This is a genomic window from Streptomyces capillispiralis (assembly GCF_007829875.1).
GTDB classification, from domain to species: Bacteria; Actinomycetota; Actinomycetes; order Streptomycetales; family Streptomycetaceae; genus Streptomyces; species Streptomyces capillispiralis.
This window is the reverse complement of record NZ_VIWV01000001.1, coordinates 3517776-3539530: the sequence shown is the minus strand read 5'-3', so window position 1 is coordinate 3539530 and position 21755 is coordinate 3517776. Positions and strand designations below refer to the sequence as shown.

General features: G+C 72.7%; 20 protein-coding genes and 1 pseudogene. 11 read left to right on the top strand and 10 right to left on the bottom strand.

Annotated features, from left to right (window positions below; translation table 11 throughout):
- Positions 1-64: 64 nt before the first annotated feature.
- Positions 65-934, top strand: coding sequence for an arylamine N-acetyltransferase family protein (locus FHX78_RS14920; RefSeq protein WP_145867951.1), 870 nt, complete (start codon positions 65-67; stop codon positions 932-934).
- Between the two features lie 93 nt (positions 935-1027).
- Here the strand turns inward: FHX78_RS14920 and argS are convergent, their stop codons facing one another.
- Positions 1028-2800 (bottom strand): arginine--tRNA ligase, encoded by a 1773-nt coding sequence (gene argS / locus FHX78_RS14915; protein WP_145867950.1) that lies wholly within the window; start codon positions 2798-2800, stop codon positions 1028-1030.
- A 267-nt stretch (positions 2801-3067) separates the two neighbouring features.
- Here argS and lysS point away from each other — a divergent pair, with 267 nt between their 5' ends.
- Positions 3068-4813 carry a lysine--tRNA ligase gene (lysS, locus tag FHX78_RS14910; RefSeq protein WP_145867949.1) on the top strand — a complete coding sequence of 582 codons (1746 nt, stop codon included), beginning with the start codon at positions 3068-3070 and terminating at the stop codon, positions 4811-4813.
- A gap of 71 nt (positions 4814-4884) precedes the next feature.
- Here the strand turns inward: lysS and FHX78_RS14905 are convergent, their stop codons facing one another.
- The 3 genes from FHX78_RS14905 to FHX78_RS14895 form a co-directional block, all read right to left on the bottom strand.
- Entirely contained in the window at positions 4885-6213 is a 1329-nt protein-coding gene (locus tag FHX78_RS14905) for a DUF2637 domain-containing protein (protein WP_229923818.1), read from the bottom strand.
- An 88-nt stretch (positions 6214-6301) separates the two neighbouring features.
- Positions 6302-7174 carry a DUF3558 family protein gene (locus tag FHX78_RS14900; protein ID WP_145867947.1) on the bottom strand — a complete coding sequence of 291 codons (873 nt, stop codon included), beginning with the start codon at positions 7172-7174 and terminating at the stop codon, positions 6302-6304.
- A gap of 119 nt (positions 7175-7293) precedes the next feature.
- Positions 7294-8133 carry a DUF3558 domain-containing protein gene (locus FHX78_RS14895; protein WP_145867946.1) on the bottom strand — a complete coding sequence of 280 codons (840 nt, stop codon included), beginning with the start codon at positions 8131-8133 and terminating at the stop codon, positions 7294-7296.
- A 215-nt stretch (positions 8134-8348) separates the two neighbouring features.
- Here FHX78_RS14895 and FHX78_RS14890 point away from each other — a divergent pair, with 215 nt between their 5' ends.
- Complete coding sequence (locus FHX78_RS14890) at positions 8349-9542, top strand: RtcB family protein (protein WP_145867945.1); 1194 nt, start codon at positions 8349-8351, stop codon at positions 9540-9542.
- Positions 9543-9584: 42 nt separating this feature from the next.
- Here the strand turns inward: FHX78_RS14890 and FHX78_RS14885 are convergent, their stop codons facing one another.
- The 3 genes from FHX78_RS14885 to FHX78_RS14875 are packed head-to-tail and all read right to left on the bottom strand — an operon-like array spanning position 9585 to position 10770.
- On the bottom strand, positions 9585-9785 hold the full coding sequence (locus tag FHX78_RS14885) for a type II toxin-antitoxin system VapB family antitoxin (RefSeq protein WP_145867944.1): 201 nt from the start codon (positions 9783-9785) through the stop codon (positions 9585-9587).
- A gap of 47 nt (positions 9786-9832) precedes the next feature.
- Positions 9833-9994, bottom strand: coding sequence for a hypothetical protein (locus FHX78_RS37155; RefSeq protein WP_189908508.1), 162 nt, complete (start codon positions 9992-9994; stop codon positions 9833-9835).
- A complete protein-coding gene (locus FHX78_RS14875; protein WP_145867943.1) occupies positions 9994-10770 on the bottom strand; it encodes an SDR family NAD(P)-dependent oxidoreductase in 777 nt (258 codons plus the stop codon). Before FHX78_RS14875 ends, FHX78_RS37155 begins: the two co-directional genes overlap by 1 nt.
- 144 nt (positions 10771-10914) lie before the next feature.
- Between FHX78_RS14875 and FHX78_RS14870 the strand changes: the two genes are divergently transcribed.
- Positions 10915-11349 carry an ester cyclase gene (locus FHX78_RS14870; protein ID WP_145867942.1) on the top strand — a complete coding sequence of 145 codons (435 nt, stop codon included), beginning with the start codon at positions 10915-10917 and terminating at the stop codon, positions 11347-11349.
- A 13-nt stretch (positions 11350-11362) separates the two neighbouring features.
- On the opposite strand, the gene FHX78_RS14865 is transcribed toward FHX78_RS14870, so the two are convergent.
- Positions 11363-11698, bottom strand: coding sequence for a YnfA family protein (locus FHX78_RS14865; RefSeq protein ID WP_145867941.1), 336 nt, complete (start codon positions 11696-11698; stop codon positions 11363-11365).
- Positions 11699-11851: 153 nt separating this feature from the next.
- Here FHX78_RS14865 and FHX78_RS14860 point away from each other — a divergent pair, with 153 nt between their 5' ends.
- The 7 genes from FHX78_RS14860 (at position 11852) to FHX78_RS14830 (ending at position 18669) form a co-directional block, all read left to right on the top strand.
- On the top strand, positions 11852-12334 hold the full coding sequence (locus tag FHX78_RS14860) for a MarR family winged helix-turn-helix transcriptional regulator (RefSeq protein ID WP_145867940.1): 483 nt from the start codon (positions 11852-11854) through the stop codon (positions 12332-12334).
- Positions 12335-12455: 121 nt separating this feature from the next.
- The gene (locus FHX78_RS14855; RefSeq protein ID WP_145867939.1) at positions 12456-13550 is read left to right on the top strand and encodes an LLM class flavin-dependent oxidoreductase; all 1095 of its coding nucleotides are present in this window, start codon (positions 12456-12458) and stop codon (positions 13548-13550) included.
- Complete coding sequence (locus FHX78_RS14850; protein ID WP_145867938.1) at positions 13547-14173, top strand: FMN reductase; 627 nt, start codon at positions 13547-13549, stop codon at positions 14171-14173. Before FHX78_RS14855 ends, FHX78_RS14850 begins: the two co-directional genes overlap by 4 nt.
- A gap of 112 nt (positions 14174-14285) precedes the next feature.
- On the top strand, positions 14286-15017 hold the full coding sequence (locus FHX78_RS14845) for a response regulator transcription factor (RefSeq protein WP_145867937.1): 732 nt from the start codon (positions 14286-14288) through the stop codon (positions 15015-15017).
- On the top strand, positions 15018-16493 hold the full coding sequence (locus FHX78_RS14840) for a HAMP domain-containing sensor histidine kinase (RefSeq protein ID WP_145867936.1): 1476 nt from the start codon (positions 15018-15020) through the stop codon (positions 16491-16493). It abuts the gene before it with no gap.
- Between the two features lie 69 nt (positions 16494-16562).
- The gene (locus tag FHX78_RS14835) at positions 16563-17828 is read left to right on the top strand and encodes an ArgE/DapE family deacylase (RefSeq protein WP_145867935.1); all 1266 of its coding nucleotides are present in this window, start codon (positions 16563-16565) and stop codon (positions 17826-17828) included.
- Between the two features lie 133 nt (positions 17829-17961).
- Positions 17962-18669 carry an AAA family ATPase gene (locus FHX78_RS14830; RefSeq protein WP_145867934.1) on the top strand — a complete coding sequence of 236 codons (708 nt, stop codon included), beginning with the start codon at positions 17962-17964 and terminating at the stop codon, positions 18667-18669.
- Positions 18670-18698: 29 nt separating this feature from the next.
- Here the strand turns inward: FHX78_RS14830 and FHX78_RS14825 are convergent, their stop codons facing one another.
- Both FHX78_RS14825 and FHX78_RS14820 read right to left on the bottom strand, forming a co-directional pair.
- Complete coding sequence (locus FHX78_RS14825) at positions 18699-19322, bottom strand: VOC family protein (protein WP_145867933.1); 624 nt, start codon at positions 19320-19322, stop codon at positions 18699-18701.
- A gap of 160 nt (positions 19323-19482) precedes the next feature.
- Positions 19483-21737: pseudogene (locus tag FHX78_RS14820) on the bottom strand (heavy metal translocating P-type ATPase).
- Positions 21738-21755 lie beyond the last annotated feature (18 nt).

Here is a 21755-nt window from a genome sequence, read left to right as displayed (position 1 = left end):
GGACGACGGTGGTTCCGGCTGCGGGGGCGGGCGGGGCGCGAGGGAGCGTTCGTACGGTGATGGCATGTCTCAGACGGAACGGACGACGATCCTCGACCTCGACGCCTATCTGAAGCGGATCGGATGGGACGGTGAGCCGCGGGCCGACCTGGCGACGCTGCGGGGCCTGCACACCGCCCACGCCCGCAGCATCCCGTTCGAGAACCTGGACCCCGTGCGGGGCGTGGTCCCCTCCCTCCGGCCGGACGACATCGCCGCCAAGCTGGTCCACAGCCGTCGCGGGGGCTACTGCTACGAACACAACACGCTGTTCGCGGGCGTCCTCGAGGCGCTGGGCCTCCGGGTGACGCGGCTGGCCGCGCGGGTCGTCGTCGGCGCCGAACGCTTCGACAGCCGCCCGCGCACCCACATGGCGCTGCTCGTCGAGGCCCCCGGCGACCCGCGGCCCCGGCTCGCGGACGTGGGCTACGGCACGGCCCGCTCCCTGCTGGAACCGGTGCCGCTGGTCACCGGCGCGGAGTTCCACGCCGGGGGCCGCCGGCACCGGCTGGTGCACGCGCCGAACACCGGGCCGCTGGAGACGTGGGTGCTCCAGGCGCACGGCCCGGCCGGGACGGACGCGACGGCCGGCTGGGAGGCGCAGTACGCCTTCACCCTGGACCCCTTCGCGCAACCGGACTTCGAGGTCGCCAACTGGTACGTCGGCGCCCACCCCCGCTCCCCGTTCAGCCGCCGCCCCTACCTGCAGAGGCTCGCACCGGACCGGCACCTCCTCCTCGACGGTCACCGTTTCACCGAGACCCACGACGACGGAACGGTCACCGCACGGGAACTGACCGACGAGACGGAGGCACGGCACCTGGTCGAGGAGCGGTTCGAGATCGACGTGCCGGACGGAGTGCCGCTCCTGGGCCGAGCGCCGCTCCGGGGCTGAGCGCCCGGCCGGGCGCACACACGGGCGCGGCCCGTCCTCCCGTCGGGGGAGAGGACGGGCCGCGCCCGTACGTGCCTGCCGCTGCCGCGGGCGTCAGAGCCGCTCGGGCGTCCGGATGCCCAGCAGCGCCATGCCCCGGTGCAGGGTGGCGGCCGTGATGTCGCACAGGAACAGGCGGTTCTCCACCTGCTCCGGCGACTCGGCCTTCAGCACCGGGCACTTGTCGTAGAACGACGTGTAGTGGGACGCCAGCTGGTACAGGTACGCCGCCAGCTTGTGCGGGGCGTACTCGCGGGCCGCCTCCGCCACCGTCTCCGCGAACGCGTCCAGGTGCAGGCCCAACGCGCGCTCCGCCGGGGCCAGTTCCAGCTCCGGGTGCGCCGACGGGCCGACCCCCTCGGGGGCCTTGCGCAGGATGGAGCGGATACGGGCGTAGGCGTACTGCAGGTAGACCGAGGTGTCGCCGTTCAGCGAGACCATCTGGTCCAGGTCGAACTTGTAGTCCCGGTTCGCCGACGTCGACAGGTCCGCGTACTTCACCGCGCCGATGCCCACCTGGGTGCCCCGCTCGGCGATCTCCTCCTCGGACAGGTCCTGCGCCTTCTCCCGCACGACGGCCGACGCGCGGTCGATCGCCTCGTCGAGGAGGTCGACCAGCCGGACCGTCTCGCCCTCACGGGTCTTGAACGGCTTGCCGTCCTTGCCGAGGACCGTGCCGAACGCCAACTGCACGGCGTGCACGTCGTCGTTGAGCCAGCCGGCCCGGCGCGCGGTCTCGAACACCATCTTGAAGTGCAGCGCCTGCCGGGCGTCCACCACGTACAGCAGGGTGTTCGCCTTCAGACGGAACACGCGGTCCCGGATCGCGGAGAGGTCAGTCGCCGCGTAGCCGTAGCCGCCGTCCGACTTCTGCACGATCAGCGGGACCGGGTTGCCGTCCGGGCCCTTGACGTCGTCGAAGAACACGCACAGCGCGCCCTCGGAGCGGACCGCGACGCCCGACTCCTCCAGCAGCCGGCAGGTCTCCGCGAGCATGTCGTTGTAACCGGACTCGCCGACGATGTCCGCGTCGCGGATCTCCATGTCCAGCTTCTCGAAGACGGAGAAGAAGTAGATCTTCGACTCGTCCACGAACTTCTGCCACATGGCCAGCGTCGCCGGGTCGCCCGCCTGGAGGTCGACCACCCGGCGCCGGGCGCGCGTCTTGAACTCCTCGTCGGAGTCGAACAGCTTGCGCGCGGTCTTGTAGAGGCGGTCGAGGTTCGACATCGCCTCCTCGCCGGACGCCTGGAGGTTCTCGCCCGCCTTGTGGTCCAGCTCGTGCGGGTGCTCGTCCAGGTACTGGATGAGCATGCCGAACTGGGTGCCCCAGTCGCCGATGTGGTGCCGGCGCACCACGTTCTCCCCGGTGAACTCCAGCAGCTGCACCACCGAGTCACCGATCACGGCGGACCGCAGGTGCCCGACGTGCATCTCCTTCGCCACGTTCGGCTGGGCGTAGTCGATCACCGTGGTGCCGGGGTGCTCGGCCGACGGCACGCCGAGGCGGCCCGTGTCGTCCGCGTACCGCGAGGCCAGGTTCGAGGTGATCGCGCCGTCGGCGATCGTGAGGTTGAGGAAGCCCGGCCCGGAGACCTCGACGTCCTTGATCAGCTCACCCGTGGTGATCCGCCCGACGACCTCGGCCGCCAGCTCCCGAGGGTTCGCCTTCGCCTTCTTGGCCAGCGCGAGGATGCCGTTGGCCTGGAAGTCGGCCCGGTCGCTTCGTCGCAGCAGCGGGTCCGCGGACGCCTCCGGCAGGGTGGCCGAGAGGGCGGACGCGAGCTGCTGGTTGACGAGATCGGTGAGCGACGTGACCGAGGCCATAGGAGTGGGTGCCGTTCTCCTCGTGGGTTCAGATAGACACCGTCAGTCTCTCACGGGTGGTGAAGCGGTTTTCCTGACCGCACGCCCCGCCGCTGCCCCGCCGTTGCCCCGCCGCTTCCCACGCCGCTTCCCCGGTCGCGCGTCCGGCGGCCGGTCCGCGCCCGCCGGGACCCCGGTGAAAAGGCGTTTTCGCCGTTCCCGCGCTTGCTGGGAGAATGGAGCGGTCAGCCGTGTGACCGTACCGGCTGTTCGAGCAGAGAGAAGGACGTGCCGATCGTGGCTCAGAGCACCGAGACCACCGACTGGGTCTCCCGTTTCGCGGATGAGGTCATCGAGGAGTCGGAGCGTCGGGCCCCGGGCAAACCCGTCGTCGTCGCGTCCGGACTCTCCCCGTCCGGCCCGATCCACCTGGGCAACCTGCGCGAGGTCATGACCCCGCACCTCGTCGCCGACGAGATCCGCCGCCGCGGCCACCAGGTGCGGCACCTGATCTCCTGGGACGACTACGACCGGTACCGCAAGGTGCCCCAGGGCATCCCCGGCGTCGAGGAGGAGGCCTGGAAGGAGCACATCGGCAAGCCGCTGACCTCCGTCCCGGCACCGAAGGGCTCCGCGCACCCGAACTGGGCCGAGCACTTCAAGGCCGCGATGACCGAGTCGCTGGCCGAACTCGGCGTGGAGTTCGACGGGATCAGCCAGACCGAGCAGTACACCTCCGGCGTCTACCGCGAGCAGATCCTGCACGCCATGCGGCACCGCGGCGACATCGACGCCGTCCTCGCCCAGTACCGCACCAAGAAGGCCCCGGCGAAGAAGCAGCAGCAGAAGCCGGTCGACGAGGCCGAGCTGGAGGCCGCCGAGGGCTCCGGCGCCGCCGCCGAGGACGACGGCAGCTCCGGCGCCGCCGGCTACTTCCCGTACAAGCCCTACTGCGGCAACTGCGAGAAGGACTTCACCACCGTCACGTCCTACGACGACGACTCCACCGAGCTGACCTACGCCTGCTCCGTCTGCGGCTTCTCCGAGACCGTCCGGCTCAACGAGTTCAACCGCGGCAAGCTGGTCTGGAAGGTCGACTGGCCCATGCGCTGGGCCTACGAGGGCGTGATCTTCGAGCCGAGCGGCGTCGACCACTCCTCGCCCGGATCGTCGTTCCAGGTCGGCGGGCAGATCGTCGGCATCTTCGGCGGCAAGCAGCCCATCGGCCCCATGTACGCCTTCGTCGGCATCTCCGGCATGGCGAAGATGTCGTCGTCCAAGGGCGGCGTCCCGACCCCGGCCGACGCCCTGCAGATCATGGAGCCGCAGCTGCTGCGCTGGCTCTACGCCCGCCGCCGCCCCAACCAGTCCTTCAAGATCGCCTTCGACCAGGAGATCCAGCGCCTCTACGACGAGTGGGACCGCCTCGACGCCAAGGTCGCCGACGGCTCCGCCCTGCCCGCCGACGCCGCCGCGCACTCCCGCGCGGTGCGCACCGCGAGCGGTGAGCTGCCGAGGACGCCCAGGCCGCTGCCGTACCGCACGCTCGCCTCGGTCGCCGACATCACCGCCGGCCACGAGGACCAGGCACTGCGCATCCTCAGCGACCTCGACCCGGCGAACCCCCCGGCCACCCTGGACGAGGCCCGGCCCCGCTACGACAAGGCCGAGGCGTGGATCAACACCCACGTCCCCGCCGACCAGCGCACCATCGTCCGCGCGGAGCCCGACGCCGAACTGCTGAAGTCGCTCGACGAGCGGGCACAGCAGTCCCTGCGGCTGCTGCTCGACGGCCTCGCCGACAACTGGTCGCTGGACGGGCTCACCCACCTCGTCTACGGCGTGCCCAAGGTGCAGGCCGGCTTCTCCGCCGACGCCACGCCCAAGGAACTGCCGGCGGAGATCAAGACCGCCCAGCGGTCCTTCTTCGCCCTGCTCTACCACCTGCTGGTCGGACGGGACACGGGCCCGCGCCTGCCCACGCTGCTGCTCGCGGTGGGACAGGAGCGGGTGCGGGGCCTGCTCGGCGAGTAGGCCGCCGCCCGCGAGGAGGGGCGCCCGGTGCCGTCACCGGGCGCCCCTCTCCGCGTACCGGCCGCGCGGCCTCAGGCGATGTGGTCGTCTTCCAGTTCCGCCGTGTGGCGCTTCTGGAAGCGTTCGACGAGGTCCTTCAGGGCGCCCGAGCTCATCGTCGTGCCGTAGGTCGCCTGGATGTTGTCGCCCAGGACCCGGGGCGTGGGGTAGCTGCCGTCTATCGACTGACGGAACACCTGGTAGAACGCCTCCTCGTCCGGGGCGGAGGCGGTGCCGCCGCCCTCGCCCAGCTCACGGGTGCGGCCGCCCGGGACCACCGGGATGGGGAAGCTGCCGGTCTCCTCCGGGGAGGGCTCCTGCACGGGGGGTTCTTCCTGGTACTGGTCCTGGTACTGCTCGGCCTGCTGCTGTTCCGCGTACCAGCGGGCGTACTCCTCGTCCGGGTCGTACGTGGGGTCGTAGCCGCCGTGGTACTCGACCGTCTGCGGATCGCGGGCCTGGAGCCACGGATTGCCGGCGCCGTCCACGGGACGCTCCGGGTGCTCCGGGTGCTCCAGGTGTTCCCGGCGCTCCGGGTTCCCGGGGCCGGGGTTGCCCTCCAGCTCCAGGCGCTGCTCCCCCTGGGGCGCCTCCCCCAGAACCTGGACGTCCCGTGGGGCGGCCCGGCCGTCCCCGGACACGGCCTCGGCAGCCGGAGGCAGCAGCGCCGGTTCTATGCCCGCCGCCGCGAGGCCCGCCGGGGCCGTGTCGGCGAGGGGGACGCCGTACTTGGCCAGGCGCAGCGGCATCAGGGCCTCCACCGGGGCCTTGCGCCGCCAGGAACGCCCGAAACGCGAACGCAGACGCGCCTGGTAGACCAGGCGCTCCTGCTCCAGCTTGATCACCTGCTCGTAGGAGCGCAGCTCCCACAGCTTCATCCGGCGCCACAGCAGGAAGGTCGGGACCGGCGACAGCATCCAGCGGGTGAGGCGGACCCCCTCCATGTGCTTGTCGGCGGTGATGTCGGCGATCCGCCCGATCGCGTGCCGGGCCGCCTCCACCGAGACCACGAACAGCACCGGGATCACGCCGTGCATGCCCACCCCGAGCGGGTCGGGCCACGCCGCCGCGCCGTTGAAGGCGATCGTCGCCGCCGTCAGCAGCCACGCCGTCTGCCGCAGCAGCGGGAACGGGATACGGATCCAGGTCAGCAGCAGGTCCAGGGCCAGCAGGACGCAGATGCCCGCGTCGATGCCGATGGGGAAGACGTAACTGAAGTCTCCGAAGCCCTTCTTCAGGGCGAGTTCACGGACGGCCGCGTACGAACCGGCGAAGCCGATACCGGCGATGATGACGGCACCGGTGACGACCACGCCGATGAGAACCCGGTGCATCCGTGTCAGCTGCAGTGGCCCGGCCACCCGTACTCCCCTCCCAGTGCGTGTTGTTGCGCACCACAGAGTGGCACATGTGTGCGGAGGACGGGTGGCCGGTTCTGCTTCTGCGGCGTCAGCCCTTGTCGGAGCCCGAGGAGGAGCCCGACGGGGAGGCCGACTTCGAGGCCGAACCGGTCGACGAACCGGACGGCGACGCGGACGGCGAACCGCTCTCCGCGGCCGAGCCGTTGGCCTTCGTCACCGCGGCCACGGCCTCCGCGGCCGCCTTCTGCGCGTCCTTCACCAGGTCGTCGGCGTCCGGCGTCTTGTCCCCGGCGAGACCGGCGCCGTTGTAGTCGAGGGTGACGACCACGTTCTCCACGCGCGCGACGACCGTCTGCTGCCGGAAGGTGCCTTCCTTCTTCTTCAGGTCGTACCGCACCACCGTCGCCTCGTCGCCGGTGCCGGTCAGCGGCTCCGTCTTCGTGCCCTTGGCGCCCTCGGCCGACTGCGCGTCCCGCACCTGCTTGGCGTAGTACTCCTCGGCCAGCTCGTCACCCGCGCCACGGGTGGTGTCCGAGTCGAAGCGCAGCAGCGACACGTTCAGCCAGCGGAACTGCGAGCCGTCCACACCGTTGTTGTCCAGGCTGCTCCAGGAGCAGCTGGCGCGGGTGGAGATGTCGTCCGAGTTGCCCTCCTTGCCCGCCTTCGCCTTCGGCGCCAGGTCCTCGAGGGTCTTCTTCGACAGCACCGCGCACGGCTGCGGAAGCTCCTTGTACGCCGCCGCCCGCACGGTCGGGGACGGGCTCGCGGACTGCGACGCGGAGGCGCCGGCACCCTTGTCCGCGCCCTCGTCGGAGCCGGAGTCCGAGGAGCACCCGGAGGCGATCAGCATCGCGGGGACGGCGGCCGCGCAGACAAGGACGCGGTGGAGGCGCTTCGCTCGCCGGTCGCGCGGGTCGCTCGGGTCTCGCTGTGCTCGTCGCTGCATGGTTCCTTCACTCATGACGCTCGTGTTCCCTGTGGTCGGGACGGGGTCCGAGGGGTCACGGTACGCGGTGAGCCGCCCGCGTGGTCTTCCTTCGCACGCTTCGCGCAGGGCTGTGAAGGGGGCGTGAACGACGCTCAGCCGCCCAGCGAATCGGCCAGCTCGGCGGCCAGTTTCCGGGCCCTGTCCTGCAATTCCTTGCTGTCCGGGACGACGCCGACGGTCATCGGCTGCTCCGCGTACTCGATCGTCACGATCACGTTGGACGTGCGGAACGCCACAGTCACCGTGCGCTGCTTCGCGGTCGAACCGGAGCTGTTCAGCTCGTCGTCGAGGAACGCCTCGTCGCCGAGGTCCTCCAGCAGACGGGGCTGGAGGTCCGACGGGCTGGCGGAGGGCGCGGACGTCCCCGACGAGGGGGAGCCCGACGACGAGGCCGGGGCGGAGGACGAGGAGGACGCCGACGGCGACGAACTCGGCCCGGCGGACGGGCCGGTGGCCGGAGGGCCGGACTCCGTCACCGTCGGCTCGGGGAGCTGCGCCGCCTCCCGCCTCGTCGCGAAGAGCTGCTCGGCCTGGGCGTCGTCGCTGACGGCGTTGTCGTAGGAGACGACCCGTTCGAAGTCGACCAGCAGGTGGTCGGTCGCCTCCGCCGACTCCACCTTCCAGCGGCAGCCCACCTTGCGGTCGGTGTCGTAGGTGAGCGTCGCCTCACCCGCGTACGCCTTCTCGCGCAGCGCCGGGTCGGTCAACTCGTCGATGCCGGGGAGGAGTTCGCCGAGCGTCCGGTCGCCGACCGCGCCGCAGGGCTCGGGCAGCGTGGCGTACTTGCCGGGCTGGGCCGCCTGGGTCGCCGTACCGGCGCTCCCCGGGTTGGAGTTGTCCGACGGGCCGCCGTCGTCCGAGCTGCCGGTGCAGCCGGTCAGCACGGCCGCCAGGAGCGCGGCGACGCCGGATACGTACGCCTTCCGCTGCACGGTCGGATTCCTCTCGCCGGTGGGAGCGGGCCGGTGCCCGCCGGGTCTCCCCAGTGTCCCCGCTGGTTAATCGCTTGCCGCAGGGGGGCGCCCCCCGCAGACAATGTGTATCGCACGCACTGCCGTGAACGCCGGTCCGTCATCCCTTTTCGTCGACCTTGGCGCCGGTTTTGCGATTCATGACTTCTGTTGGTTTTCGGGGGAATGGGGACGTTATGTCGTACGTGGAACTTCCGGGTGCGAAGGTGCCGATCCGTCTGTGGACGGACCCGGCGACCGTGGAGGAGGGCGCCCTCCAGCAACTGCGGAACGTCGCCACCCTGCCGTGGATCAAGGGCCTGGCCGTGATGCCGGACGTGCACTACGGGAAGGGCGCGACGGTCGGGTCGGTCATCGCGATGCGGGGCGCGGTGTGCCCGGCGGCGGTGGGGGTCGACATCGGCTGCGGGATGTCGGCGGTGAAGACGTCCCTGACGGCGAACGACCTGCCCGGCGATCTGTCGCGGCTGCGGTCGAGGATCGAGCAGGTGATCCCGGTGGGGCGGGGCATGCACGACAGCCCGGTCGACCCGGGCCGGCTGCACGCCTTCCCGACCGGCGGCTGGGACGACTTCTGGTCCCGCTTCGGCGGGGTGGCGGACGCGGTGAAGTTCCGCGAGGAGCGGGCGGCGAAGCAGATGGGGACGCTGGGAGGCGGCAACCACTTCGTTGAAGTGTGTACGGACACGGACGGTTCCGTCTGGCTGATGCTGCACTCCGGATCCCGCAACATCGGCAAGGAACTCGCCGAGCACCACATCGGCGTGGCCCAGAAGCTCCCGCACAACCAGGGTCTGGTCGACCGCGACCTGGCGGTCTTCGTGGCGGACACCCCGCAGATGGCGGCGTACCGCAACGACCTGTTCTGGGCGCAGGAGTACGCCAAGTACAACCGCTCGATCATGATGGCGCTCCTGAAGGACGTGATCCGCAAGGAGTTCAAGAAGGCGAAGCCGGCCTTCGAGCAGGAGATCAGCGCACACCACAACTACGTGGCCGAGGAGCGGTACGACGGGATGGACCTGCTGGTGACCCGCAAGGGCGCCATCCGGGCGGGTTCCGGCGAGTACGGGATCATCCCGGGTTCCATGGGCACGGGGTCGTACATCGTCAAGGGCCTCGGGAACGCCGCGTCCTTCAACTCCGCGTCGCACGGCGCGGGTCGGCGGATGAGCCGCAACGCGGCGAAGCGGCGCTTCTCGACGAAGGACCTGGAGGAGCAGACGCGGGGCGTGGAGTGCCGCAAGGACTCCGGCGTCGTGGACGAGATCCCCGGCGCGTACAAGCCGATCGAGCAGGTGATCGACCAGCAGCGGGACCTCGTGGAGGTCGTCGCGAAGCTGAAGCAGGTCGTCTGCGTGAAGGGCTGAGCCGACGGGGCCCCGGGATCCCGGGGCCCCGCAGCCGTGTGGTCAGGCCTGGGGCTCCTGCGGCTTGACGTCGATCTCGCGCAGGTTCTGGTCCTTGAGTTCGGTGCGGGCCTCCGTGCGGTGGCCCCGGGCGATGTAGTCCCGCACGACCGCCTCGATCGCGTCCTGGGGCGAGCCCACCCCGGCCAGGACCATCACTTCCACCACGAGTTCGGCGTCGAGACTGATATTGACCTTGGCCACTGTTCCCCTCCCGAGAGCGCGACCTTCGCACTGTAGGGCCTGACCCCCTACTTCGCGTGTGTCACCGCGTAGATCATCACGAACGCGACGATGTGGATGCCGAAGAGGAAGTAGGCGAGGTAGTACCAGACGTAGCGTTCGCGCTTCTTCTCCAGGGCCAGGCGGCGTCGGTCGGCCTCGGGGTCGGCCTCGGGGTCGGGGGAGTGCATCACTGCTCCCTGTGGACCTTGGTGTTGGACGCCTGGGCGCGGGGGCGGACGACCAGCAGGTCGATGTTGACGTGGGGCGGGCGGGTCACCGCCCAGGTGATGGTGTCGGCGACGTCGTCGGCGGTGAGGGGTTCGGCGACGCCCTGGTAGACCTTGGCGGCCTTCTCCGTGTCGCCGCCGAAGCGGGTGAGGGCGAACTCGTCGGTCCTGACCATGCCGGGCGCGATCTCGATGACGCGCACCGGGCGGCCGACGATCTCCAGGCGCAGGGTCTCGGCGAGGACGTGCTCGGCGTGCTTGGCGGCGACGTAGCCCGCGCCGCCCTCGTAGGTGGCGTGGCCGGCGGTGGAGGAGACGACCACGACCGTGCCGTCGCCGCTCGCGTCGAGCTTGGGCAGCAGGGCCTGGGTGATGTGGAGGGTGCCGAGGACGTTCGTCTCGTACATGGTGCGCCACTGCTCCGGGTCGCCGGTGGCGACCGGGTCGGCGCCGAGTGCGCCACCGGCGTTGTTGACGAGGACGCCGACGGTCTTGAACGCGGTGGCGAACTCGTCGACGGCCGCGCGGTCGGTGACGTCGAGCGGGTACGCGGCGGCCGAGTGGCCGGCCGCGGTGAGCTCCTCGGCGAGCGCCTCGATGCGGTCCTTGCGGCGGGCGGTGAGGACGACGCGGTACCCGGCCTCGGCGAGCCGGCGGGCCGTGGCGGCACCGATCCCGCTGCTCGCACCCGTGACGACGGCGATACGGGACGCGGCGGACGGTGCGGCGGTGGCCATGGGCTGCTCCTGGGGCGGCGGGTACGGGCGGTCGGTGCGGTGGGGCTCCGTCGCGCCAGCATAGGCGGGCCGGGCGGGCGGCGGCGGGGGCGGTGGCCCGGTGCGAGAATGGGACGGGTGGTCCTCCGGGGCAGGAGGTGGATCATGGGACAGGCGCGCGAGGTCATGGACCGGCTCACCGAGGCGGTCACCGTGCGGAAGGATCTGGCGGTGGTGGCGGACCTGTTCGCGCCGGACGCCGTCGCCCACACGCCCGAGGCCGGTGAGCTGCACGGGCGGGACGAGATCGTCGAGTACTGGCGGCAGATCACGACGGCCGTGCCGGACGCCCGCTACGAGTCGCTGCACTCGTTCGAGGTCGGCAGCACCGCGATCGACGAGGGGTACTTCAGCGGCAGGAACACCGGGCCGCTGGTGTCGCCGGACGGGGAGTCCGTGCCGGCGACGGGGAAGGAGGTCCGGATCCGCGGGGTGGATCTGGCCACGGTGGAGGACGGCAGGATCGTCAGCTACCGGCTCTACTTCGACCAGCTGGCCTTCCTCGAACAGCTGGGGCTGCTGCCGGAGACGGTGGCGTGAGGCCGCCGGCCGTTCAGCCGTTGCGCGGGGCCCACATGATCACGGCCATGCCGGCGAGGCAGACCAGCGCGCCGGTGATGTCCCACCGGTCCGGGCGGTAGCCGTCGGCGACGACGCCCCACAGGATCGACCCGGCGACGAAGATGCCGCCGTACGCGGCGAGGACGCGGCCGAAGTGGGCGTCGGGCTGGAAGGTGGCGACGAAGCCGTAGGCGCCGAGGGCGAGGACGCCGCCCGCCGCCCACATCCAGCCGCGCTGTTCGCGCACGCCCTGCCAGACCAGCCAGGCGCCGCCGATCTCCAGCAGGGCGGCGAGGACGAACAGGGCGGCGGAGCGGAGGATCAGCATGTGCGCAGCTTGGCACGGGCCCGCCGGGGCGCCGCACGTCGCCTGGGCTGCTACACGTCACCCGGGCCGCCGCACGTCACCTGATGGACGGCGCCTGGGGCGGGCCGGGTCGGGGATACATCGAGCCGTGGCCGACGGACGAGGAGGCGCGGGATGCCGGTGAGCGGGCGGGAGCGGCTGATGGCGGAGCTGGCCGTGGTGTCCCGGCGGTACATGGCCTCGTACGCCCTGTTCAACCAGGCCCTCGCCGATCATCTGGGGCTGCACCCGACCGATCTGCAGTGTCTGAACCTGCTGACGCTGGAGGGCGGCCCGGTGACGACGGGGCGGGTCGCGGAGCTGACGGGGCTGACGACCGGGTCGGCGACGCGGCTGGTGGACCGGCTGGAGCGGGCGGGGTACGTGGTGCGGGAGCGGGACGCGGACGACCGGCGGCTGGTGCTGGTGGCGACGGTGCCGGAGAGGGCCGCCGAGTTCGGGCGGGTGTGGGACCGGGTCGGCGGTGGCTGGGCGGCGCTCTTCGACGACCTGGACGAGTCGGAACTGGCGCTGTTCATCGATCACATGAGGCGTACGACGGAGTTCGGTGCGCGGGAGGCCGCCCGGCTGCGGTCGGGTGCGGCCGGGGCGCCGTAACGCGCGGGCGCCACGCGCTCCGGCCGTGCGGCGGGCGGGCCCGGGGGTGGGGAATAGGTGGGGGCGGGGAGCCGTTCCAGGGGTATAGTTGAACCGTCAACAACCTGGAGGGTGAGCGGCCATGCAGTTCGGGATCTTCAGCGTCGGGGATGTCACGCCCGACCCGACCACGGGGCGTACGCCGACCGAGCGCGAGCGGATCAAGGCCATGGTCGCCATCGCGCTGAAGGCCGAGGAGGTGGGCCTGGACGTCTTCGCCACCGGCGAGCACCACAACCCGCCGTTCGTGCCGTCCTCGCCGACCACCATGCTCGGCTACATCGCCGCCCGCACCGAGCGGCTGATCCTCTCCACCTCCACCACCCTGATCACCACCAACGACCCGGTGAAGATCGCCGAGGACTTCGCGATGCTCCAGCACCTGGCCGACGGCCGGGTGGACCTGATGATGGGCCGCGGCAACACCGGACCGGTCTACCCCTGGTTCGGCCAGGACATCCGCCAGGGCATCAACCTCGCCGTCGAGAACTACGCCCTGCTGCACCGGCTGTGGCGCGAGGACGTCGTCGACTGGGAGGGCAAGTTCCGCACGCCGTTGCAGGGCTTCACCTCCACGCCCCGTCCGCTGGACGGCGTACCGCCGTTCGTCTGGCACGGCTCGATCCGCTCCCCGGAGATCGCCGAGCAGGCCGCGTACTACGGCGACGGCTTCTTCCACAACAACATCTTCTGGCCGGCCGACCACACCAAGCGCATGATCGAGCTGTACCGGGCCCGCTACGCCCACTACGGCCACGGCACCCCCGAGCAGGCGGTCGTCGGACTCGGCGGGCAGGTGTTCATGCGGAAGAACTCGCAGGACGCGGTGCGCGAGTTCCGCCCGTACTTCGACGTCGCGCCGGTCTACGGGCACGGGCCCTCGCTGGAGGAGTTCACCGAGCAGACCCCGCTGACCGTGGGTTCCCCGCAGCAGGTCATCGAGAAGACGCTGTCGTTCCGCGAGTACGCCGGTGACTACCAGCGCCAGCTGTTCCTGATGGACCACGCCGGGCTGCCCCTGAAGACCGTGCTGGAGCAGCTGGACCTGCTCGGCGAGGAGGTCGTGCCGGTGCTGCGCGAGGAGTTCGCCAGGAACCGCCCCGCGACCGTGCCGGACGCGCCCACCCACAGCTCGCTGCTGGCCACCGCCAAGGAGAAGGAAGGGGTGCGGGCATGAAGCTCGTCCTCGTGTCCGCCGGACTGAGCGTGCCGTCCTCCACCCGGCTGCTCGGCGACCGGCTGGCCGCGGTTGCCGCCCCGGCCGCGACCGCCCCGGAACCCGGCCCGGCCGACGTCCGGGTGATCGAGCTGCGCGACCTCGCCGTGGAGATCGCCCACACCTTCACCAGCGGTTTCCCGGCGGGAGCGCTGGCCGACGCGTTCGACGCGGTGGCCGGCGCCGACGGGCTGATCGTGGTCACGCCGGTGTTCTCGGCGTCGTACAGCGGGCTGTTCAAGTCGTTCTTCGACGCGCTGAGCGTCAGCGACCCGGACGCCCTCGCGGGCAAGCCGGTGCTGATCGCCGCGACCGGCGGCACCGCCCGGCACTCCCTCGTGCTGGACCACGCGCTGCGTCCCCTCTTCTCCTACCTCAAGGCCGTCGTCGTCCCCACCGGCGTCTACGCCGCCTCCGAGGACTGGGGCGCCGAGGGGCTGGACGGGCGGATCGAGCGCGCGGCCGGGGAACTGGCGGCGCTGATGGCGGGGCTGTCCACCGGCCGCCCGCAGCCCCGGCGGGACTCCTTCGAGGAGGTCGTGCCGTTCGAGGAACGATTGGCCGCGCTGCGGCCGACCGGCTGAGAGCCGCGGCCCGTCGCCCGAGCCGCGGCCTCCGGGTGAGAGCGGAGTAAGAAGCCGGCCCCGGTGTCGGACGCCGGGGCCGGGGTGGGGGTGCGGTTGGCAGACTGGGGGCGTGCCGCACACCGTTCTGCTCGCCGAAGACGACCGCGCCATCCGCAACGCCCTGGAGCGTGCCCTGACCCTGGAGGGCTACCGGGTCACGGCCGTCGCCGACGGCGTCGAGGCCCTCGCGCAGGTTCACCGCAGCCGGCCCGACGTGCTGGTGCTGGACGTGATGATGCCCGGCATCGACGGCCTCCAGGTGTGCCGGGTGCTGCGCGCCGAGGGCGACCGCACCCCCGTGCTGATGCTGACGGCGCTGGTGGAGACCGCCGACCGGATCGCCGGGCTGGACGCGGGCGCCGACGACTACGTTGTCAAGCCGTTCGACGTCGAGGAGGTCTTCGCCCGGCTCCGGGCCCTGCTGCGCCGGGCGGCCCCGCCCGAACCCCCGCCCGCGCCCGCACCCGCGCCCGCGCCGGAGCCCGGGCCGGATCCCTCCGGCCGGTTCCTGGAGGCGGCCGGGCTGCGCATGGACCCGCAGGCCCGCCGCGCCTGGCGGGGCGGGCGCGAGCTGGAGCTCACCCGCACCGAGTTCGAACTCCTCGAACTGCTGATCCGCAACGCCGGTGTCGTCCTGGAGCACGCCACCGTCTACGACCGCATCTGGGGCTACGACTTCGGCCCCGGCTCCAAGAACCTCGCCGTCTACGTCGGCTATCTGCGCCGCAAACTGGACGAGCCCGGCGCGCCGCAGCTGATCCACACGGTGCGCGGCGTGGGTTACGTGCTCCGGGAGGGCTGAGTGACCGGCGGCGCCGTCCCGGGCGGCACGCGCCCCCCGCCCGGGCGGCCGGCCTCGCGCCGGCGGCTGCGGCTGCTGTCCCTGGGCACCACCTTCGCCGTCGCGTTCGCCGCCGTGACCGCCACCGTCACCGTCCTGGTCGGCATCCTGTCGTACAGCGCGGCCGCCCGGCTGGTGCGGGTGGACCAGCTGTCCGTGTTCCACGAGGTGGTGCGGGACGTACGGGACGAGGTGCGGGAGAACCGGATGGCGCCGGTCGACTTCTCCTCCGCCGCGCCCGGCCACGACTTGGTGCGGCCCGCGCGCACCGACGTGCAGGTCCTCGGGCCGGACGGCCGTGTCTTCGACCCCGGCGACCCCGGGCTGCCGGTGGTCGACGCCGACCGCCGCATCGCGGGCGCCGCCACGGCCGGGCGGGTCGTCGAGCACGCGGACGTCGACGTCGGCGACGACGTCTACCGCGTGGCGACCGTCGCGCTGGGCGGCGGCCGGGGCGCGGTGCAGATCGCGCAGGAGTTCAGCAACACCGAGGACCTGCTGCGGGCCCTCCAGCGGCGCACCCTGATCACGATGACGGCGGTGGTGGTCGGGGCCGGGCTGTTCGGCTGGTGGCTGGCCCGCCGCATCACCCGCCGGCTGGTCGTCCTCACCAACGCCGCCGAGGACGTCGCCCGCACCCGCCGGCTCGGCATCCAGGTGCCCGTCGCCGGCTACGACGAGGTGGGCCGGCTCGGCCGCGCCTTCGACCGGATGCTGGGCCGGCTCGCCCAGTCCGAGGAGGACCAGCGCCGGCTGGTCCAGGACGCCGGGCACGAACTGCGCACCCCCCTCACCTCCCTGCGCACCAACATCTCCCTGCTGCGCCGCATCGACGAACTCCCGCCCGGCACCCGTGAGGAGCTCGTCGCCGACCTCACCCAGGAGGCCCGCGAACTCACCGACCTCGTCAACGAGCTCGTCGACCTCGCGGCCGGACAGTCCGACACCGAGCCGCCGCGGCGGGTCGACCTCGCGGACATCGCCGAGGAGGTGGCCGGACTGGCCCGGCGCCGCACCGGGCGGCGGATCCTGGTGAGCGCGAGCGGCGACACCACCACCCACGGGCGGCCCGGCATGCTCACCCGCGCGCTGTCCAACCTGGTCGAGAACGCCGTCAAGTTCGACCGGGACGGCCGCTCGCCCGTCGAGATCCTCGTCGCGGGCCCGGCCCGGCCGGGCACGGTGCGGGTGGAGGTGCGCGACCGGGGGCCGGGCATCGCCGACGACGACCTGACCCGCGTCTTCGACCGCTTCTACCGCGCCGCCGACGCCCGCTCCCTGCCCGGCTCGGGCCTCGGCCTGTCCATCGTCCGGGAGGTGGCCCTCGCCCACGGCGGTGCCCCGTACGCCTTCCGCCGCGAGGGCGGCGGGACCGTGACGGGGTTCACGGTGGGCGGCGGGATGGGCACGGGAACCGGTGCCCGGCCCCAGGCGTAGGGGAGGGTCCGCGTGCGCAGGTATGCGTGCGGGGCGGCAGGGCGCCGCCCACCGGCTGAGGGAGGGCTCGTGCTGACGGACGAGGAGGCCGCCGCGCTGGCGGCGGTCGACGAGGAGGCGCTGGGGCGGACGCTGCTGGAGCTGATCGCGGTGCCGAGTGTGACCGGGAGCGCCGCCGAGTCGGAGCTCCAGCATCAGCTGGCCGGGCGGCTGGAGTGGCTCGGCATGGACGTCGACCTGTGGTCGATGGATGTGCCCGCGCTCCGCGCCGACCCGGACTTCCCGGGCACGGAGGCGCCCCGGGAGGAGGCGTGGGGGCTGGTCGGTACCACCCCCGACGGCGGTGACGGGCCCACCCTGATCCTCCAGGGTCATGTCGACGTCGTACCGCCGGGCGACCCCGCCGCGTGGGACGGTGACCCGTTCGTGCCGCGGGTGACGGGGGACCTGGTGCACGGGCGCGGGGCCTGCGACATGAAGGCCGGGCTCGCCGCGCACCTCGCCGCCCTCGCGGCGATACGGTCCGCCGGGATACGGCTGCGCGGGCAGGTCGCCGCGCACTTCGTCGTCGGCGAGGAGGACGGCGGCATCGGCGCGTTCGGCACGCTGCGGCGCGGCCACCGCGGCGACGCCTGCGTCATCGCCGAGCCCACCGCCGGCACCCTGATCACCGCCAACGCGGGCGCGCTGACGTTCCGCCTCGCCGTGCCCGGCCGGGCGGCGCACGGCAGTTCGCGCGAACAGGGGGTCAGCGCCGTCGACGCGTACCTGCCGCTGCACCGGGCGCTGGCCGCGCTGGAGACCGAGCGGAACCGGGACCCGGCCCCGCTGCTCGCCGAGTACCCGATCCCGTACGGCCTGTCGGTGGGCACGCTGCGTGCCGGGGACTGGGCGAGCAGCGTGCCCGATCTGCTGGTCGCCGAGGGCCGTTTCGGCGTACGGCTCGGCGAGGACCCGGCCGACGCGCGCGCCGCGTTCGAGCGGTGCGTGGCGCGGGCGTGCGCCGCCGACCCGTGGCTGCGGGACCATCCGGCCGCGGTGAGCTGGCCGGGCGGGCAGTTCGCGAGCGGCCGGCTGCCCGAGGGGCACCCCCTGGCGGACGTGGTCGGCGCCGCGCACGCCGACGCGACGGGCGGCCCGCGGCCCCGGCAGCGCGGGGCGACGTACGGCAGCGACCTGCGGCACTACGCCGGCGCCGGCATCCCGACGCTGCAGTACGGCCCCGGGGACATCGCGGTGGCGCACAGCGAGCGCGAGCACGTGTCGCTGCGGGAGGCGGCACAGGCCGCGCGGACGCTGGTGCTGACGGTGCTGCGGACCGTGGGCACCAAGTGACGGCGGGACCGGCGGGACCGGCGGGACGGGCGGGACCGGCGGGACGGGTGGGCGCGGCGGGATCGGCAGGACGGGTGGGCGCAGCGGGCGCGGCGGGCCGACGGCGCGGTCCGCCTCGTGGCAGACTCGACCCGTGATCATCGAACGTGCGTACGCACACGCGGGCTCGTACGACGCCGGGGAGTGGCCCTGGTCTGTCCCCTGCGTGCGCGAACTCCTGGACGGCGGGCTGCGTTTCACCGCCCCGGTGACCTTCGTCGTCGGTGAGAACGGCTCGGGCAAGTCCACCCTGGTCGAGGCCCTCGCCGAGGGCTTCGGCCTGGACCCCTGGGGCGGCTCGCACGAATGGCGTTACGCGAGCCACCGCACGAAGTCCGCACTGGGTGAACGCATCCGGTTCGACGCCGCCCCGCGCGGCCGCCGGATGCTCACGTCCTGGTCCGCCCGCCAGGGCTTCTTCCTGCGTGCCGAAACGGCCCTGGACGCCCTCGGCCGGGAAGGGCTCGACCCCGACGGGCGCAGCCACGGGGAGGGATTCCTGGCGGCGTTCCGGGACAAGTTCCTGCGCCCGGGCCTGTATGTGCTGGACGAGCCGGAAGCGGCCCTGTCCTTCTCCTCCTGCCTCGAACTGATCGGCCACCTCGACCAGTTGACCGCCGCCGGCGCGCAGGTCATCTGCGCCACCCACTCCCCGCTGCTGACCGCGCTGCCCGGCGCGGACATCGTCGAGGTCGGCGACCACGGCATCCGCCGCACCTCCTGGCAGGACCTCGCGCTGGTCGACCACTGGCGCCGCTACCTCGCCGACCCGGCGGCCTATCTGCGGCACGTACTGGACTGACCGGCCCCGTCGTCGTACGGCCCGTGGGGTCAGCCCGTCGCGGCGGCGGCCTCCCACACGAACCCGTCGGGGTCGCTGAACGGGCCGGTGGTGCCGGAGATCACGAGGCGGTGCGATCCGGTGCCGTCGGCGGGGACACCGGCGACCTTGGCGAGCGCGCGGCGCTTGTAGAGGGAGAGCTTGACGGTGCCCGGACCGGTGGCGAACTCGACGTACTTGCCGCCGAAGCTCTTGCCCACGGTGAGGCCCCGTTCGACGTAGAACTGCCGGGACGCCTTCACGTCCTCGACGCCCAGCAGCAGGACGATCTCGTCGACCTCCCGGCCGGCCAGGCCGGTGTCCTTCTTCGCCGATGTCGCGATCTGCCAGATCGTGCCGTCCGGCGCCCGGACGACGCCGCCGTAGCCCCACAGCGACTTCGCCGCCGGCTTCAGCGGGGTGGCGCCGGCGTCGAGGGCGGCGCGGAAGAGCGCGTCGACGTTGCCCGGCTGGGACACCACGAGGGACAGGGTGAAGCCGCGGAAGCCGGTCGTCGGCGCGTCGGACGCACGCAGCCGCACCTGTGACGGGTCGAGCCCGAAGGCGTCGGCGTAGAAGCGGGCGGCGGCCTCGGGGTCGGCCACCTCCAGGGTGACGAAGTCGATGGATGCCATGCCTTCGACGGTAGGGGCGCCCGGCCCGCCCCCGCTTCTCGAGAACTGACCGGTTAGGGGAGGAGGGGCGGGCGGGAGGGCGGGCCCGGGGGCCCCGGGGGCCCCGGGGTCCGGGGTCCGGAGGTCTGGGGGTCCGGGTCCCGGGGCCCGCCGGGGTGACTCAGCTCAGGGCCTTGAAGCCCCGCAGCCGCAAGCTGTTGCCGACGACGAAGACCGAGGAGAACGCCATCGCGGCTCCCGCGATCATCGGGTTGAGCAGTCCGGCCGCGGCGAGCGGCAGCGCGGCCACGTTGTAGGCGAAGGCCCAGAACAGGTTGGACTTGATGGTGCCCAGGGTCCGGCGGGCCAGCCGGATGGCGTCGGCGGCGGCGCGCAGGTCACCGCGGACCAGGGTGAGGTCGCCGGCCTCGATGGCCGCGTCGGTGCCGGTGCCCATGGCCAGCCCGAGGTCGGCCCGGGCGAGCGCGGCGGCGTCGTTGACCCCGTCGCCGACCATCGCCACCGTACGGCCCTCGCCCTGGAGCCGCTCCACGACGTCGACCTTGTCCTGCGGCATCACCTCGGCGATGACCTCGTCGATGCCGACCTCCGCCGCGACCGCCTCGGCGACGGCCCTGTTGTCCCCGGTGAGCAGGATCGGAGTGAGTCCCAGCGCCCGCAGCCGGGCGACGGCCTCGGCACTGGTGTCCTTGACCGCGTCGGCGACCTCCAGGACCGCCCTGGCCTCTCCGTCCCAGGCGACCGCGATCGCGGTGCGGCCCGCGGCCTCGGCAGCGGCCTTGGCGCGGGCCAGGTCCGCGGGCAGGTCCATCGCCCACTCCCGCAGCAGCTGCTCGCGGCCGACGAGGACGGCATGACCGTAGACAACCCCCTGCACGCCCAGGCCCGGGACGCCGGCGAAGTCCTCCGGCACGGGCAGGGCGCCGACCCGCTCGGCGGCGCCCGCCGCCACGGCCCGGGCGACCGGGTGCTCGGAGGCGTGCTCCAGGGCACCGGCGAGCCGCAGCACCTCCGCCTCGTCGGTCCCCTCGGCGGTGTGCACGGCCAGCAGGGTCATACGGCCGGTGGTGACGGTGCCGGTCTTGTCCAGGACGACGGTGTCGACCGCGCGGGTGGACTCCAGCACCTCGGGTCCCTTGATCAGGATGCCGAGCTGGGCGCCGCGTCCGGTGCCGACCATCAGCGCGGTCGGGGTGGCCAGGCCCAGGGCGCAGGGGCAGGCGATGATCAGGACGGCCACGGCGGCGGTGAACGCGGCGGACAGTCCCGCGCCGTTGCCCAGCCAGAAGCCGAGGGTTCCCAGGGCGAGCGCGATGACGACCGGGACGAAGACCGCCGAGATCCGGTCGGCGAGCCGTTGCGCCCGCGCCTTTCCGTTCTGCGCGTCCTCGAAACCAGCTTCGCCATCCGGGCCAGCTGTGTGTCGGCGCCGACCCGGGTGGCCTCCACCACCAGACGGCCGCCCGCGTTCACCGTCGCACCGGTGACCGCGTCCCCGACGCCGACCTCGGCGGGGACGGACTCGCCGGTGAGCATCGACGCGTCGACGGCCGAGCTGCCCTCGACGACGGTGCCGTCGGTGGCGATCTTCTCGCCGGGACGGACGAGGAAACGGTCACCGGTCTTCAGCTCCCCCGCCGGGATCCGCTCCTCACGCCCGTCCCGCAGCACGGTGACGTCCTTGGCGCCCAGCTCCAGCAGCGCCCTCAGCGCGGCACCGGCCCGGCGCTTGGAACGGGCCTCGAAGTAGCGCCCGGCGAGGATGAAGGCGGTGACCCCCGCGGCGGCCTCCAGGTAGATGTTCCCGGCGCCGTCACCGCGGGCGATGGTCAGCTCGAAGGGGTGGGTCATGCCGGGCGTGCCCGCGGTGCCGAAGAACAGCGCCCACAGCGACCACAGGAACGCCGCCGAGGTGCCGACCGAGATCAGCGTGTCCATGGTGGCGGCGCCGTGCCGGGCGTTGGTGAGGGCCGCCTTGTGGAAGGGCCACGCCGCGTAGGTGACGACGGGGGCCGCGAGGGTGAGGGACAGCCACTGCCAGTACGTGAACTGCAACGCCGGCACCATCGCCATCGCGATGACCGGCACGGCCAGCAGCGTGGCGGTGACCAGCCGCTGCCGCAGCGGCAGCAGCTCGTCGTCCGGTACGGCGGCCTCCGTACCGGCCGCGGGCCGGGACCGGACCGGCTCGGGCTCGCGCGCCGTGTACCCGGTCGCCTCCACGGTGGCGATCAGATCGGGGACGGACACGCCGCCGGCGTAGCTGACCTTGGCCTTCTCCGTCGCGTAGTTGACGGTGGCGGTGACCCCGTCCATCCGGTTGAGCTTCTTCTCGATCCGGGCGGCGCACGAGGCGCAGGTCATGCCGCCGATGGCGAGTTCGACCTCGGCTGTGTCGGGGACCGTGGTGGTCATCACTGCTCCTCGGGCTGA

Excerpts from the sequence above, each read along its gene's own strand:
- FHX78_RS14900 (WP_145867947.1), bottom strand. The coding sequence starts at position 7,174 with ATGAGTGAAGGAACCATGCAGCGACGAGCACAGCGAGACCCGAGCGAC.
- FHX78_RS14890 (WP_145867945.1), top strand. The coding sequence starts at position 8,349 with ATGTCGTACGTGGAACTTCCGGGTGCGAAGGTGCCGATCCGTCTGTGG.
- FHX78_RS14870 (WP_145867942.1), top strand. The coding sequence starts at position 10,915 with ATGGGACAGGCGCGCGAGGTCATGGACCGGCTCACCGAGGCGGTCACC.
- FHX78_RS14850 (WP_145867938.1), top strand. The coding sequence starts at position 13,547 with ATGAAGCTCGTCCTCGTGTCCGCCGGACTGAGCGTGCCGTCCTCCACC.
- FHX78_RS14860 (WP_145867940.1), top strand. The coding sequence starts at position 11,852 with ATGCCGGTGAGCGGGCGGGAGCGGCTGATGGCGGAGCTGGCCGTGGTG.
- FHX78_RS14825 (WP_145867933.1), bottom strand. The coding sequence starts at position 19,322 with ATGGCATCCATCGACTTCGTCACCCTGGAGGTGGCCGACCCCGAGGCC.
- FHX78_RS37155 (WP_189908508.1), bottom strand. The coding sequence starts at position 9,994 with ATGCACTCCCCCGACCCCGAGGCCGACCCCGAGGCCGACCGACGCCGC.
- FHX78_RS14855 (WP_145867939.1), top strand. The coding sequence starts at position 12,456 with ATGCAGTTCGGGATCTTCAGCGTCGGGGATGTCACGCCCGACCCGACC.
- FHX78_RS14865 (WP_145867941.1), bottom strand. The coding sequence starts at position 11,698 with ATGCTGATCCTCCGCTCCGCCGCCCTGTTCGTCCTCGCCGCCCTGCTG.
- FHX78_RS14875 (WP_145867943.1), bottom strand. The coding sequence starts at position 10,770 with ATGGCCACCGCCGCACCGTCCGCCGCGTCCCGTATCGCCGTCGTCACG.
- FHX78_RS14920 (WP_145867951.1), top strand. The coding sequence starts at position 65 with ATGTCTCAGACGGAACGGACGACGATCCTCGACCTCGACGCCTATCTG.
- argS (WP_145867950.1), bottom strand. The coding sequence starts at position 2,800 with ATGGCCTCGGTCACGTCGCTCACCGATCTCGTCAACCAGCAGCTCGCG.